General features: G+C 64.1%; 14 protein-coding genes. 5 read left to right on the forward strand and 9 right to left on the reverse strand.

All coding sequences use genetic code 11. The annotated features are described in order from the left end of the window. Window positions 1-8: 8 nt before the first annotated feature. The 3 genes from GC1_RS09720 to GC1_RS09730 are packed head-to-tail and all read left to right on the forward strand — an operon-like array spanning window position 9 to window position 3,347. Window positions 9-1,241 (forward strand): amino acid ABC transporter permease, encoded by a 1,233-nt coding sequence (locus GC1_RS09720; protein ID WP_019298025.1) that lies wholly within the window; start codon window positions 9-11, stop codon window positions 1,239-1,241. A 3-nt stretch (window positions 1,242-1,244) separates the two neighbouring features. Continuing rightward, window positions 1,245-2,543 carry an amino acid ABC transporter permease gene (locus GC1_RS09725; protein WP_019298026.1) on the forward strand — a complete coding sequence of 433 codons (1,299 nt, stop codon included), beginning with the start codon at window positions 1,245-1,247 and terminating at the stop codon, window positions 2,541-2,543. A gap of 12 nt (window positions 2,544-2,555) precedes the next feature. After that, window positions 2,556-3,347: an amino acid ABC transporter ATP-binding protein gene (locus GC1_RS09730; protein WP_029205013.1), complete on the forward strand. Its 792-nt coding sequence runs from the start codon at window positions 2,556-2,558 to the stop codon at window positions 3,345-3,347. Between the two features lie 83 nt (window positions 3,348-3,430). Here the strand turns inward: GC1_RS09730 and GC1_RS09735 are convergent, their stop codons facing one another. From GC1_RS09735 to GC1_RS09745, 3 genes are all read right to left on the reverse strand, one after another. After that, a complete protein-coding gene (locus GC1_RS09735) occupies window positions 3,431-3,883 on the reverse strand; it encodes a DUF411 domain-containing protein (RefSeq protein ID WP_019298028.1) in 453 nt (150 codons plus the stop codon). 101 nt (window positions 3,884-3,984) lie between these two features. Then, entirely contained in the window at window positions 3,985-4,482 is a 498-nt protein-coding gene (locus tag GC1_RS09740; RefSeq protein ID WP_019298029.1) for a SixA phosphatase family protein, read from the reverse strand. Then, the gene (locus tag GC1_RS09745) at window positions 4,479-5,180 is read right to left on the reverse strand and encodes a hypothetical protein (RefSeq protein WP_019298030.1); all 702 of its coding nucleotides are present in this window, start codon (window positions 5,178-5,180) and stop codon (window positions 4,479-4,481) included. The genes GC1_RS09740 and GC1_RS09745 overlap by 4 nt, the downstream gene beginning before the upstream one ends. A 238-nt stretch (window positions 5,181-5,418) precedes the next feature. Here GC1_RS09745 and GC1_RS09750 point away from each other — a divergent pair, with 238 nt between their 5' ends. Next, window positions 5,419-5,751 (forward strand): GYD domain-containing protein, encoded by a 333-nt coding sequence (locus GC1_RS09750; protein ID WP_029205014.1) that lies wholly within the window; start codon window positions 5,419-5,421, stop codon window positions 5,749-5,751. A 101-nt stretch (window positions 5,752-5,852) separates the two neighbouring features. Here GC1_RS09750 and argB read toward each other — a convergent pair whose 3' ends face one another. After that, window positions 5,853-6,713, reverse strand: a complete 861-nt coding sequence (gene argB, locus GC1_RS09755) for an acetylglutamate kinase (RefSeq protein ID WP_019298032.1) — start codon at window positions 6,711-6,713, stop codon at window positions 5,853-5,855. Between the two features lie 134 nt (window positions 6,714-6,847). Here argB and GC1_RS09760 point away from each other — a divergent pair, with 134 nt between their 5' ends. Continuing rightward, complete coding sequence (locus GC1_RS09760; RefSeq protein ID WP_019298033.1) at window positions 6,848-7,576, forward strand: SDR family NAD(P)-dependent oxidoreductase; 729 nt, start codon at window positions 6,848-6,850, stop codon at window positions 7,574-7,576. A gap of 138 nt (window positions 7,577-7,714) precedes the next feature. On the opposite strand, the gene GC1_RS09765 is transcribed toward GC1_RS09760, so the two are convergent. The 5 genes from GC1_RS09765 to yidC form a co-directional block, all read right to left on the reverse strand. Further along, entirely contained in the window at window positions 7,715-9,112 is a 1,398-nt protein-coding gene (locus tag GC1_RS09765; RefSeq protein ID WP_019298034.1) for a PepSY-associated TM helix domain-containing protein, read from the reverse strand. Window positions 9,113-9,183: 71 nt separating this feature from the next. Continuing rightward, window positions 9,184-9,549 (reverse strand): DUF2946 family protein, encoded by a 366-nt coding sequence (locus GC1_RS09770; RefSeq protein ID WP_019298035.1) that lies wholly within the window; start codon window positions 9,547-9,549, stop codon window positions 9,184-9,186. Between the two features lie 5 nt (window positions 9,550-9,554). Next, window positions 9,555-10,202, reverse strand: coding sequence for a ribosome biogenesis GTP-binding protein YihA/YsxC (yihA, locus tag GC1_RS09775; RefSeq protein ID WP_019298036.1), 648 nt, complete (start codon window positions 10,200-10,202; stop codon window positions 9,555-9,557). Then, window positions 10,202-10,954 (reverse strand): MOSC domain-containing protein, encoded by a 753-nt coding sequence (locus GC1_RS09780; protein WP_019298037.1) that lies wholly within the window; start codon window positions 10,952-10,954, stop codon window positions 10,202-10,204. The genes yihA and GC1_RS09780 overlap by 1 nt, the downstream gene beginning before the upstream one ends. Continuing rightward, window positions 10,951-12,759, reverse strand: a complete 1,809-nt coding sequence (gene yidC, locus GC1_RS09785; protein ID WP_019298038.1) for a membrane protein insertase YidC — start codon at window positions 12,757-12,759, stop codon at window positions 10,951-10,953. Before yidC ends, GC1_RS09780 begins: the two co-directional genes overlap by 4 nt. Window positions 12,760-12,824: the final 65 nt, after the last annotated feature.

The following is a 12,824-nucleotide window of genomic DNA, read 5'->3' on the forward strand; positions in this document are numbered from 1 at the left end:
CACAATATATGTCAACGTTGACTGACCCGCCGAACGAAGGCTTTCGGCTGTCTATGCTCATCAACGATACCCGCTACCGGTCACTGACCTTTCAGGTGATCGCGGCTATCGTCCTTGCCCTGTGCATCTGGTATCTTGGAAACAACCTGATCCAGAACCTCCGCGCTGCCGGGCTTAACATTTCCTATACCTTCCTTGGCGATCCGGCCGGTTACGACATCAACCAGCGCCTGGTTGAATACGACAGCCAGTCGAGCCATGCCAAGGCGGCCCTGGTCGGCCTCTTGAACACGCTGCTGGTGGCCTTCCTGGCCTGTATCACCGCCACCGTGTTCGGCGTTGTTGCCGGGGTTCTGCGACTGTCCAACAACTGGCTCGTCTCCAAGCTGATGGCGGTCTACGTTGAGATCTTCCGCAACATTCCGGTGCTGATCTGGATCATCATCATCTTCACCATCATGACGGCGGTGCTGCCTGGCCCGCGGGCGTTCCGCGGCGACAATGCCACAGCCAGCATGGTGCTTGACGCTTTTGCCTTCACCAACCGCGGTATCTACGTCCCGATGCCCTGGTTCGAGAACGGCCTGTTTGCCAGCACAGCGATGAACTGGCTGCTGGTGCTGGGTGGCTTTGCAGGCTCCTGGATTGCGGCCCATCAGATCAATGTCTGGGCCAACGCCAAGCAGGAAGCCACCGGTGTGCGGCCCAAGACCACGGCAATGATCCTCGCCGCGTGGCTGGTGCCGTTCCTGGCGCTGATGCTGATCATGGGTCTGACCTGGGAATATCCTGAGCTGAAGGGCTTCAACTTCAGCGGCGGCATCAAGGTCGGCGGCCCGCTGATCGCGCTGTGGTTCGCACTGTCGATCTACACCGGTGCCTTCATCGCGGAGAACGTCCGGGCGGGCATCCAGGCGGTGTCCAAGGGCCAGACCGAGGCCGCATCCGCGCTGGGCCTGCGTCCGCGCCGGGTGATGAACCTGGTGGTTCTGCCGCAGGCGCTGCGGGTGATCATCCCGCCGCTGATCTCCAACTTCCTCAACATTACCAAGAACTCCTCGCTGGCGATTGCCGTGGGCTATGCGGATATCACCGCAACTCTGGGCGGGATCACCCTGAACCAGACCGGCCGCGCCATTGAATGCGTTCTCCTCCTGATGCTGTTCTATCTGACCGCTTCTCTGACCATTTCGATGGTGATGAACGTCTACAACGCATCTGTTAAGTTGAAGGAGCGCTGAGACATGAGCGATACACACGCACACTCCATCGCCTTTGTCCGCGAAACCGAAATCCCGCCGGCCCCGCCGCCGGCAGGGGAAACCGGCCCGGTCAAATGGCTGCGCGAGAACCTGTTCTCCAACGCGGTGAACTCCGCCCTGACCATCGCGGCGCTGCTGGTCATCTATTTGCTGCTCAGCAAGACCCTGCCGTGGCTGCTGAACGGGGTCTGGACCACCAGCTCTCTGGCGGAATGCCGCGAGGTTCTGCAAGGCAAGACAGGCGCCTGTTTCTCGGTCCTGACCGAGCGCTGGAACCAGCTTCTGTATGGTTTCAAATACCCCTCCGATCAGTACTGGCGCCCGAACCTGGCCCTTGTGCTGCTGTTGTTTGCCATTGCGCCGGTGCTGTTCTTTGACCTGCCGCGCAAGCTGCTGGCTTTCACCGCCGTCTACCCCTTCCTGGCCTTCTGGCTGATCTGGGGTGGCACCATCCTGGCGCCGATTGTTGCGCTGGTGGGCTTTGTAGCAGGCGCCTTTGTATTCCAGACCTACGGTAAGAGCAGCTTTGCGGTCGGCTTCTTCGGAGCGATTGCCGCAGCCTTTGCTGTCTGGATCATCGGCGGAATGCTGATCCCGGACGGGGCGTCCGACAACGCCATGCTGCAGGCCGTGCCGTCGCGCGATCTGGGCGGCTTCATGCTGAACCTGATGCTGGGCGTGACCTGTGTGTCGCTGTCGCTGCCCTTGGGCATCGCGCTGGCGCTGGGCCGTCAGTCGGACATGCCGCTGATCAAGTGGATCTGCGTTGTCTTCATCGAGTTCGTCCGCGGCGTGCCGCTGATCACCCTGCTGTTCGTGGCATCGGTGATGCTGGCCTACTTCTTCCCGCCGGAAAGCACCGTCGACCTGTTCCTGCGTGTGGTGATCATGATTACCATGTTCTCGGCAGCCTATATCGCCGAGGTGATCCGCGGCGGCTTGGCAGCCCTGCCGAAGGGACAGTACGAAGCGGCGGACAGCCTTGGCCTGGACTACCCCCAGGCGATGCGTCTGATCATCCTGCCGCAGGCGCTGAAGATCTCCATCCCGGGCATCGTGAACGTGGCCGTCGGCCTGTTCAAGGACACCACCCTGGTCTCGGTCATCTCGATGTTCGACCTGGTTGGCATGATCCGCGGCCCGATCCTCGCCTCCACCGAGTGGAACGGGGTTTACTGGGAGCTTCTGGGCTTTGCTGCGCTTCTGTTCTTCGTCGTCTGCTACGGCATTTCTCAATACTCACAGTGGCTCGAGCGCCGTCTCGCCACCGACCACCGTTAAGGAGTTCAACATATGTCTGAACTTATGTCCGACCGCGCAATCGACCGCTCCAAAATGCAGGTGAGCGACGAGGTTGCTATTGAAATCAATGGGATGAACAAGTGGTACGGGTCCTTCCACGTGCTGCGCGACATCAATCTGACCGTCAATCAGGGCGAGCGGATCGTGATCGCGGGGCCGTCGGGTTCCGGCAAATCCACCCTGATCCGCTGCCTGAACGCGCTGGAAGAGCATCAGCAGGGCAAGATCGTGGTGGATGGCACCGAGCTGTCCAACGACCTCAAGAACATCGACAAGATCCGGTCCGAGGTCGGGATGGTGTTCCAGCACTTCAACCTGTTCCCGCATCTGACCATCCTGGAGAACTGCACCCTGGCGCCGATCTGGGTCCGCAAGACCCCCAAGAAGGAAGCCGAAGAGCGGGCGATGCACTTCCTGGAGAAGGTGAAGATCCCGGAGCAAGCGCATAAGTACCCGGGCATGCTGTCGGGCGGCCAGCAGCAGCGTGTGGCCATCGCGCGCTCGCTCTGCATGATGCCGCGCATCATGCTGTTCGATGAACCGACATCGGCGCTCGACCCGGAGATGATCAAAGAGGTGCTCGACACCATGATCGAACTGGCCGAAGAAGGCATGACCATGCTGTGCGTGACCCACGAGATGGGCTTTGCCCGTCAGGTGGCGAACCGGGTGATCTTCATGGATGCGGGCCAGATCGTCGAACAGAACGAGCCGGAAGAGTTCTTCAACAACCCGAAGAGCGACCGCACCAAGCTGTTCCTCAGCCAGATCCTGGGTCACTGAGGCAACCGCTTCACCAAACAGAAAGGCCGGGCAATGCGCCCGGCCTTTTTTGTTTCGGAACCTGCCTTCAGGAATGGGTGAGATCAGGAATGGCTGGCAAACACTTCGGTGGTGCCGTCCGCCAGGATCAGCAGGGTGTCAAACGCCTCGCGCTCATCGCCCATTTCCATCCCCGGCGAGCCGATCGGCATCCCCGGCACGGAGAGCCCCAGCGCGGCCGGCTGTTCCGCCAGCAGCCGCTGGATGTCTTCGGCAGGCACATGGCCCTCGATCACATAAGGCCCGGCCATCGCGGTGTGGCAGGAGGCGAGATCGCCGCTGACACCCAGCCGCTCCTTCATTGCCCACAGCTCCTCATCCGCGACATTGCGCACCTCGGTCTGAAAACCGGCGGCGGTCACATGATCGGCCCAGGCGGTGCAGCAGCCGCAGCTGGGCGACTTCATGATGCGAATGGTCTCTGCCGCCGCGGCAAAACCGGGCAGGGATGCGAGGGGGAGGGCGGCTGCGGCCAGCAGCAGGGAACGGCGGTGCATGACGGTCTCCAGTCCGGGAAAGGTCTGTCAGGCAACCTAGGCACGCAGCCGCACCTGTGCCAGAGCCCTCCCGCGCGGGATGCGCCAGCTTGCCGCAGGTCTCACTCGCCCAAAAGCCCCCGCGGCACCGCAAAGTCGATCACCTTGCCGCTGCTCCAGCTCAGCTCTTTCCAGCTGCCGATATCGAACTCCGCCACCAGCGTCGCACCCGTCGGGTAGTCGTCGAACCGCGCATGGTCCGGCGGGCTGGACACGATGGTATGGGCAAAGGCGGCAATGCCGGGATTGTGGCCGACCAGCATGACCCGCGGTTTCTCCGCCTGGCTCAGCACCTTGAACAGGATGTCCGAATTGGCGTGATACAGCCGCTCGGTGAAAGTTGCTGGCACCCCCAGCTCCATCAGCTCGCAGGTCTCGCGGGTGCGCTGGGCAGAGGAGGAGATGATCTGATCCGGCAGGTAGCCGCATTCGCGCATCCAGGCGGCAATGGCCGGGGCTGAGCGGCGTCCGCGCTTGTTCAGCGGGCGGGCGTGGTCGCTGGGCACATTGGTGTCCCAGGCGGATTTGGCGTGGCGGGTCAGGATCAGGGTGCAGGTCATTGCGGGTGAAAATGCCTCATGTGATGTGCGGTTTGTTCTGGGTCGCGGCCGGCGCTGCGGCTCAGCGGGCAGGCCCGCCGGGCAAGGCAGCCGCCGGACATGCAGCCGGCGCCTGCGCTGGTGTCGAGATACGCGTGGCAGGCCGCCAGATCGTAGGGGCCTCCGTCGGCCAGGGCGCTGACGGGGCAGGCGGCAAGGCAGGGACGCGAGGGGCAGCTGTCGCAGGGAGACTGTGCCAAAGGTGCAGGGGGGATGTCAAATTCCTGTTCAAAATGAATGGCCCCCCGCAAGGAAATCATCATGCCGGCAGTATCATGCACCAGCATCTGTGACGGTGATGTGAAGAACCGCCCCGACGCCAGCGCCCAGTTGATGAAAGGCGTGTAGGGCGGGCCGCCAAAAGGGAAATAGGCGGTGCCGCCCAAATCCCTTGCCAGCGCGCCAACCACCCGCCCGGACCAGCTGTCGACCGGGTCGGGCACGCTGTCCTGGTATTCGGGGCTGGTCTTGAACAGCGGCCAGAAGGCGGTGCCGGTGCCCAGAAGGATCAGGGTGCCGCCCGCCAGCGCCTGAACCGGCTGGCGCGCCGGATGCAGGGCCGCGCAGACCTCCAGCCCGGCCGCAGCGGCGGCCGTTTCGATGCTGCACCAGGTCGGCAGGCTGCGGGGGGCGGGGGCAGGCTGGTCTGTCAGGGTCATTGGCGGTGTCCTTCCGGCGGGCTTGGGATGAGCCTAGCAGCGCCCGGAGCCTGGCCGGAGGGCAAAAAACGTCCCGCAATCGCCTGCCGGCGTCTTCCCGCCGTCCGCTGCCGCCGCGGCCGGGCACATATGCTGAAAAGCGGATTTGTGGTATCCTCCGCCCCGGGGGCATGCAGGCCGCAAAGTTCGGCATCCTGCCTAGCAGCGGCGTGCATTTTCCACCCCAGGGAGTGACCAAATGCCGAGATTTATCGTGACCGGGAACTACACGTCTTCCGCAATGAAGGCGATGATCGAGAACCCCAGCGACCGCGAGGCCGCGGCGCGGGCCCTTGTCGAGGCAGCGGGCGGCAAGCTGGAGACCTTCTATCTGACCACGGGGGACCGCGATTTTGCGATCAAGGTCACGATTGACGACATCAGCGGTCTGCTGGCGGGCCTGTTGGCAACCGGCGCCAGCGGCGCGGTCAGCAACCTCAGGACCGTGCGTGCCTTCACCTCGGATGAATTTACGGAAATTCAGAAGAAGGCGGGATCGATTGCAGGTGCCTACAAGGCGCCGGGAAGCTGAGGCCCAGCCCTCCGTTCATCTGACTGAAAATATCCCGGGGCGGATTGGCCCGGGAGAGCCAAGAGGGGCAGCGCCCCTCTTGACCTGATCTCCTGACGCCATCAGGCGCGGATCATCGAGCCTGCGCCGTGGTCGGTGTAAAGCTCCAGCAGCACCGCGTTCTGCACCCGTCCGTCGACGATAATGCAGGCGCGCACGCCGCCGCGGACCGCGTCCAGCGCGGTTTCGGTCTTGGGGATCATGCCGCCGGCGATGACGCCGCTGGCGGTCATCTCCTCGACGTCCGCGGCCTTCAGCTCGGTCACCACTTCACCCTCGGCGTTTTTGACGCCGGCCACATCCGTCAGCAGCAGCAGGCGGTCGGCCTGCAGCGCCTTTGCGATGGCGCCGGCAGCCGTGTCGCCGTTGATGTTGTAGGTCTCGCCATTCCGGCCTGCGCCGATAGGGGCAATGACCGGGATCATGTTCTTCTCAAACAGCCCGTGCAGCACCTTGGGGTCCATTTCGGCTGGCGCGCCGACAAAGCCCAGATCCGGGTCGGCCTGATCGCAGGTGATCAGGTTCGCGTCCTTGCCCGACAGGCCGACGGCGCGGCCGCCCTGGCTGTTGATCGCCTGCACGATACGCTTGTTGACGACGCCGGACAGCACCATCTCCACCACTTCCATGGTGGCGGCATCAGTGACCCGCTTGCCGTTCACGAACTCCGACTTGATCTGCAGCTTTTCCAGCATCGCGTTGATCATCGGTCCGCCGCCATGCACGATAACCGGGTTTACCCCCACTTGGCGCATCAGCACGATGTCGCGGGCAAAGGTCTCCATCGCCTCGTCGCTGCCCATGGCGTGGCCACCCAGCTTGATGACGACAATCGCCCCGGCAAAGCGCTGGAAATACGGCAGCGCGCTGGAGAGGGTTTCGGCGGTGGCAATCCAATCGCGGTTCATGTCTTGTTTCTTCATTGCTGCATCATCCCTTGGTCAGGATGTGTTACGGGGTTCCGGCGCTGCTGCCAAGGGGAGGGTTTGGCGCAGCCCGTTGCAGATGGCGGCGCGGATGCTAGGCTCGGCGCAGATTCTCTCATCAGGAGGGCGCCATGCGCCAGAAGACACTACTGCTGACGGGGGCCAGCCGCGGCATCGGCCATGCCACCGTGCGCCGCTTCAATGCCGAGGGCTGGCGGGTCATCACCTGCTCGCGCCAGCCGTTCCCGCAGGAATGCCCCTGGGGCGGCGGTCAGGAAAACCATGTGCAGCTGGACCTGTCGGACCCGTCGGACACCATCAACGCGGTGGGCCGGATCCAGGAGATGCTGGACGGGCAGCTGGATGCCCTGGTCAACAACGCGGGCATCTCGCCCAAGGGGCCGGAGGGGGAGCGGCTCAGCACGCTCAACACCGACCTGATGGATTGGGGCAAGGTGTTTCACGTGAACTTCTTTGCCTCGGTGGTTCTGGCGCGCGGCCTGAAGGACGAACTGGCGGCAGCCAAGGGCTCTGTGGTCAACGTGACCTCGATCGCGGGCAGCCGGGTGCATCCCTTTGCTGGCGCGGCCTATGCCACGTCAAAGGCGGCACTGGCGGCGCTGACGCGGGAGATGGCGCATGATTTCGGGCCGATGGGGGTGCGGGTCAACGCGATTGCGCCGGGGGAGGTGGAGACCTCGATCCTGTCGCCCGGCACCGAGAAGATCGTCGAGAAGCTGCCGATGCAGCGGCTGGGCCAGCCGGAGGAGGTCGCCTCAGCGATCTATTTCCTGTGCTCGGAGGGCAGTTCCTACATCTCCGGCGCCGAGATCGAGGTGAACGGCGCGCAGCACGTGTAGTTGCAGATCTACCGCCTGGCCGTGAGGCCGGGCAGCGCCCGTCCCGCCCTCCGTCATGCCGGAGGCGTGCTTCCAGCACGACGGGGCGGGCGCTTCGCATCCCACCCCGCCGGGACGGGCGCTGCCCTCCGTTTTTCTTCAACTCACCGCGCGTTTCAGCACCGGCAGGTTGCCCAGCAGCAGCACGTCGAACGCCAGCACTGCCAGCAGCGCCAGGCCGGTCAGCGGGAAGGCCAGCGAGACCAGCACCGCGATCAGCGCAGCACCTTTCCAGAACGGCATATCTGCCGGTTCCGGCGGGGCGGCGAGGCGGGCGGCACCGGCGGGGCGGCGCTTGACCCACATCACCAGGCCGGAGACGCAGACAAAGATCACCGCGAGGCAGAACACCACGTTCAGCATAAAGCTCCAGGTGCCCATCAGCCCCATGTGGAAGGGGATGCTGACCGCCATGGCTTTGCCGGCCCAGGAGTAGTCGTCGTATTTCACATCGGCGAGGATCTTGCCGCTGTACTGGTCCACATGCACGGTGCGGTCGATGAAGGGGCTGTCGCCGTCGCCGCTCATGCTGTCGCGGTTGAGGGTCCAGACGCCTGTTTCGCCGCCGGGGTAGGCGAGGCGGAAGCGGCCCTCCATACCCAGGGTGCGGCCCAGGGCGATCAGGCTGGCGGCATCGACGGCTGCGCCTTCAGCGACGCCGGTGATCCCGGCGTCAGAGCCGGAGGCGGGCATCGGGGTCTGCTCCAGCGCCCAGGGGACATCGTTGGTATGCCCATGGTTCATGCTGGCGTGGATGTCATCCGACAGGGGCACGTTGTCCCATTTGGCTGCCGGGAAGGTGCTCCAGGCCTGCATCAACTGGCCGCCCCAGATGCCGGTCCAGGACAAGCCCGAGATCAGGAAGATCACCAGCAGGGCCGACATCCAGAAGCCGGTCACGGCGTGCAGGTTCTTCCACAAAGCGCGGCCACGGGCGCGGAGGTTGGGGACAAAGGCGCTGATGGCGTTGCCGCGCGGCCACCACAGGTAGAGGCCGGTCAGCACCAGAACGATACCGAGGCCTGCGGCGATTTCGATCAGCCGGTCGCCGGTGTCGCCAATCAGAAGGGTGGAGTGGATGTTGTCGGCAAAGTCGTACCAGCCGGCGCGGCGGTCCCAAACCTGGATCACCTCGCCGCTGTACTGGTCCAGGGCGACCAGCCGTTGGCCTTCATCGGTTTTGACGCGGAACACGGCGGCCAGATCAGGCGCCTTGGGGCCGATCCATTCGGCGATGGTGCCGGGCTGGGCGGCCAGCACGGCGGCCTCTTGCTCCGGCAGGCTCAGCTCAGCCGCGCCTTGGGTGACGGTGATTTTCTCGCCGTCGCGCCCGTCGAATTGGGTGATGAACATCATCATCAGGCCGGTCACGGCCAGCATGATCAGGAAGGGGATAACAAACAGGCCGGCATAGAAATGCCAGCGCCAGACGGCGGCGTAGAATTTTTGGGAAAGCGGGCGCGATTGGCCCGCGGATTGCGGTTGGCTGGTTGCCATTGGGTCTCTCCATATCGGAACAGGGCCGGGCGCGCGGGGCGCCGGCGGAAATGTCAGGTGTGTTCAGAAAGTCAGGAGAGCGCGGGCGGGCCGCGGGCGTCATAGCGCCAGTGGAAACCGGCGGTGTGATGGGTGAAAGCCTCGCGCGACCAGCGGTCGCTGAGAGGTGTGTCCAGGTTCAGATCAATCAGGCTGTCCGGCAGCAGCGCCACCGCGCCAAGCGCGGCGAAGGGACAGCTGCGGTCTTCCATCTGCTCGGCGGGCGCATGGGGTTCGCCGCTGTCCAGGTCAACCCAGGTTTCCACCGGCCCGTGGCCGGTACAGATCACCAGCAGCACCTTGCCGTCCTGCGCCGAGGCCGGCATCCAGCCGGAGGGGATCAGCCCGGCCACGGCCAGGGCGATCACAACCAGCAGGGAGGGCAGGCGGCTGAGCACGGGTGTTACAGCCCCGCGATGATGGAGCGCAGGGTGGCGATGCCGTCGCCCTTCTCAGACGAGGTCAGCACGATCTCAGGGTAGGCGGCGGGGTGTTTCGCCAGCGCGCCCTTGACCTGTTCCAGCACCTTGGCGCGGTCCTTTTCCTTGACCTTGTCGGCCTTGGTCATCACGCATTGGAAGGTAACGGCGGAGCTGTCCAAGAGCTTCATGATCTCGTCATCCACCGCCTTCACGCCATGGCGGCTGTCGATCAGCACAAAGGCGCGGCGCAGGTTCTGGCGGCCTGACAGATAGCGTTTCAAGAGTTTCTGCCATTGCTCCACCACCTTGAGCGGCGCGTTGGCATAGCCATAGCCGGGCAGGTCGACCAGATAGAGCTCAGGCCCCTGGGTGAAGAAGTTGATCTCCTGGGTGCGGCCCGGTGTGTTGGAGGCGCGGGCGATGCCCTTGGTGCCGGTCAGCGCGTTGATCAGGCTCGACTTGCCGACGTTGGAACGGCCGGCAAAGCAGACCTCCACCCGGTCGGCATCCGGCAGGCCGTTCATCGCGACCACGCCTTTCAGGAACTCGGTCTCGCCCGCAAACAGCTTGCGGCCCTTTTCAGCGGAAATGTCGTCCGGCGCTTCGGCCAGGGAAAATTGCATCTGCATCACAGCACCTTTACCGCGTCGCCCAGGCGGATTTCGCCGCCGCGCACCACCTCGGCGTAGACCGAGAAATCCTGGTGGCCCCAGTTGTCCTTGAGGGTCTTGAGCGTATCGGCGTCGCGTTCGCCGGTTTCGGGGTTGGCGGTGGTCGCCAGGCAGCGCACCACCCGCTCGCGCACCGCAAAGACGGCCGCGCCGATCTGCACCTCGCGGCCCAGCCAATCGTTCTCGGCCCAAGGATCATCCAGGTCGAACCAGATGTTGCCGCGCCAGCGCAGGGGAGAGAGTTCGTGCCCAATGGCCTGCTCTACCGCGCGGTGGGAAGCCCAATTGCACAGGGTGATCGAGGGGAAGTCAGTGTCAGTCATGCCGCGGCCCGGCACCCGGATGATGCGGGCTGAGGCGCGGGCGGTAGCGGGCAGCAGCGGCTTTTCCCAATCAAGAAAGCGCTGCAGGTCCGCCGGATTTTCGGGATCAAAGGTAAAGTCGGGCCGCTGCGGGTGGGTCAGCGTGAGAAGCCCGGTGGCATCGTCCAGCCGCGCGTTGATGGCCATCAGGGCAGGGGACTGCGACCCGCGGGAGAAGTTGCCGCAGACCACCCATTTGCTGCCGTCGGCCTTGGACTGTTCGTTTGCAACCGCCCAAACGCGGTCGCCGGGCATGGTCTGCCCGGCGATCATGGTGACGCTTTCCAGTGCCTCCCGCCCATGGGATTTGAGCGGGTGGCGCCAGATGTCTGTGACCTTTGCGGTCATTCCTTCTCAGCCTTCGGCTTCTTCTTGAAGCTCGACTTGATGTTGCCGAACACGTCCGGTTTGTAGCCGTGGCTGCGCATGATCAGGTACTGCTGGCTGAAGGTGATCGTGTTGTTGGCGATCCAGTAGACCACCAGGCCGGAGGCGAAGCCGCCGAGCATGAACATGAACACCCAAGGCATCCAGGCAAAGATCATCTGCTGGGTCGGGTCGGTGGGCGCCGGGTTCAGCTTCTGCTGCAGCCACATCGAGATGCCGAGCAGGATCGGCAGGATACCGATGAAGACCAGGGCCAGGATGCTTTCCGGTGCCGGGGAGGCGAAGGGCAGCAGGCCGAACAGGTTCATGATCGAGGTCGGGTCCGGCGCGCTGAGGTCCTGGAACGGGCCGAAGAACGGGGCGTGGCGCAGTTCCAGGGTGACGAAGATCACCTTGTAGAGCGAGAAGAAGATCGGGATCTGGATCAGGATCGGCAGACAGCCCGCGGCGGGGTTCACCTTCTCCTTTTTGTAGAGCTCCATCATCTCCTTTTGCATCTTCTGGCGGTCGTCGCCGGCGCGCTCCTTGAGCTTCTCCATCTCCGGCTGAAGCTCTTTCATCTTCGCCATGGAGGCATAGGATTTATAGGCCAGCGGGAACACCAGGATCTTGATCACCACCGTGAGGCCGATGATAGCCCAGCCCATGTTGCCGATCAGGACGTTCAGGTTGTGCAGCAGCCAGAACATCGGCTTGGTCAGGAAGAAGAACCAGCCCCAGTCGATCACGTCCAGGAAGCCCTCTATGCCCGCTTTCTCGTAGCCGCGGATGGCGTCCCATTCCTTGGCGCCGGCAAACAGCTGGGTGGTGACTTCAGAGGACTGGCCCTCTGCCACGGTGACGGTCGGCAGCACGATGTCGGTCTGATAGATCTCGCGGCGCTCGTCGAATTTGGCGATGGAGCGGAAGCCCTGGCCCGGTGCGGGCACCAGGGTGGACATCCAGTAGTGATCGGTGAAGCCGATCCAGCCGTTGGCTTCGACCTGCTTGACGCTGGACTTGGAACCGTCGCGCGGATCGGGCTCGAAATCGGCCATGTCGTCATAATCGGTCTCGGCCAGCTCGCCATCGGTCATGCCGACCAGGCCCTCGTGCAGGATGAAGAAGTTCTTCAGCCCCTCGGGCTGGCCGTGGCGGGCCAAGGTGCCGTAGGGCGCCAGCGACACGGTGCCGCCGGAGGCATTGGCAACCGACTGGGTGACCGAGAACATGTAGTCCTCATCCACCGCGATGGTGCGGGAGAAGGTCAGGCCCTTGCCGTTGTCCCAGGTGAGCGTCACCGGGCTGTCCGCGGACAGGGTGGCGCCGTCCGGGGCAGACCAGATGGTGTTGGCGCCCGGCACGTCGTTCAGGGTCAGGCCCGCACCCGGGGCCCAGCCGTAGAGCGCGTAATAGGCGCCGGCCTCGCCCACCGGTTTCAGCAGTTTGACGATCGGGGAGCCTTCATCCAGCGTCTCGCGGTAGTCCTTCAGCGACAGGTCGTCGATCCGGCCGCCCTGCAGCGAGATGCTGCCGGTGACGCGGGGCGTGTCGATGGCGACGCGCGGCGCATCCGGGGCGGCGGCGTCTTCCGGGGCAGCCTCGGCCACGGCATCGGCACCAGCGGCGCTGGGCGCTGCGGCGGTGTCGCCGGCCGGGGCGGTTTCAGTGACCGCGGTTTCCGGCGCCTGTTCCGGTTCCGGCGGCGGGAAGAAAGTATACCACCCGAGGATCACCAGAAAGCTGAGTACGGTTGCGAGAATAAGATTTTTGTTCTGATCGTCCATTGGGGACTGCCACCTCGTGTAGGGAAGGACACGTGGGGTTCAACAGAGGTGGGCCGCAAAGGTCA

This window comes from Leisingera sp. ANG1 (genome assembly GCF_000203975.2).
Lineage (GTDB): Bacteria > Pseudomonadota > Alphaproteobacteria > Rhodobacterales > Rhodobacteraceae > Leisingera.

Excerpts from the sequence above, each read along its gene's own strand:
- GC1_RS09720 (WP_019298025.1), top strand. The coding sequence starts at position 9 with ATGTCAACGTTGACTGACCCGCCGAACGAAGGCTTTCGGCTGTCTATG.
- GC1_RS09725 (WP_019298026.1), top strand. The coding sequence starts at position 1,245 with ATGAGCGATACACACGCACACTCCATCGCCTTTGTCCGCGAAACCGAA.
- GC1_RS09730 (WP_029205013.1), top strand. The coding sequence starts at position 2,556 with ATGTCTGAACTTATGTCCGACCGCGCAATCGACCGCTCCAAAATGCAG.
- GC1_RS09735 (WP_019298028.1), bottom strand. The coding sequence starts at position 3,883 with ATGCACCGCCGTTCCCTGCTGCTGGCCGCAGCCGCCCTCCCCCTCGCA.
- GC1_RS09740 (WP_019298029.1), bottom strand. The coding sequence starts at position 4,482 with ATGACCTGCACCCTGATCCTGACCCGCCACGCCAAATCCGCCTGGGAC.
- GC1_RS09745 (WP_019298030.1), bottom strand. The coding sequence starts at position 5,180 with ATGACCCTGACAGACCAGCCTGCCCCCGCCCCCCGCAGCCTGCCGACC.
- GC1_RS09750 (WP_029205014.1), top strand. The coding sequence starts at position 5,419 with ATGCCGAGATTTATCGTGACCGGGAACTACACGTCTTCCGCAATGAAG.
- argB (WP_019298032.1), bottom strand. The coding sequence starts at position 6,713 with ATGAAGAAACAAGACATGAACCGCGATTGGATTGCCACCGCCGAAACC.
- GC1_RS09760 (WP_019298033.1), top strand. The coding sequence starts at position 6,848 with ATGCGCCAGAAGACACTACTGCTGACGGGGGCCAGCCGCGGCATCGGC.
- GC1_RS09765 (WP_019298034.1), bottom strand. The coding sequence starts at position 9,112 with ATGGCAACCAGCCAACCGCAATCCGCGGGCCAATCGCGCCCGCTTTCC.
- yihA (WP_019298036.1), bottom strand. The coding sequence starts at position 10,202 with ATGCAGATGCAATTTTCCCTGGCCGAAGCGCCGGACGACATTTCCGCT.
- GC1_RS09780 (WP_019298037.1), bottom strand. The coding sequence starts at position 10,954 with ATGACCGCAAAGGTCACAGACATCTGGCGCCACCCGCTCAAATCCCAT.
- yidC (WP_019298038.1), bottom strand. The coding sequence starts at position 12,759 with ATGGACGATCAGAACAAAAATCTTATTCTCGCAACCGTACTCAGCTTT.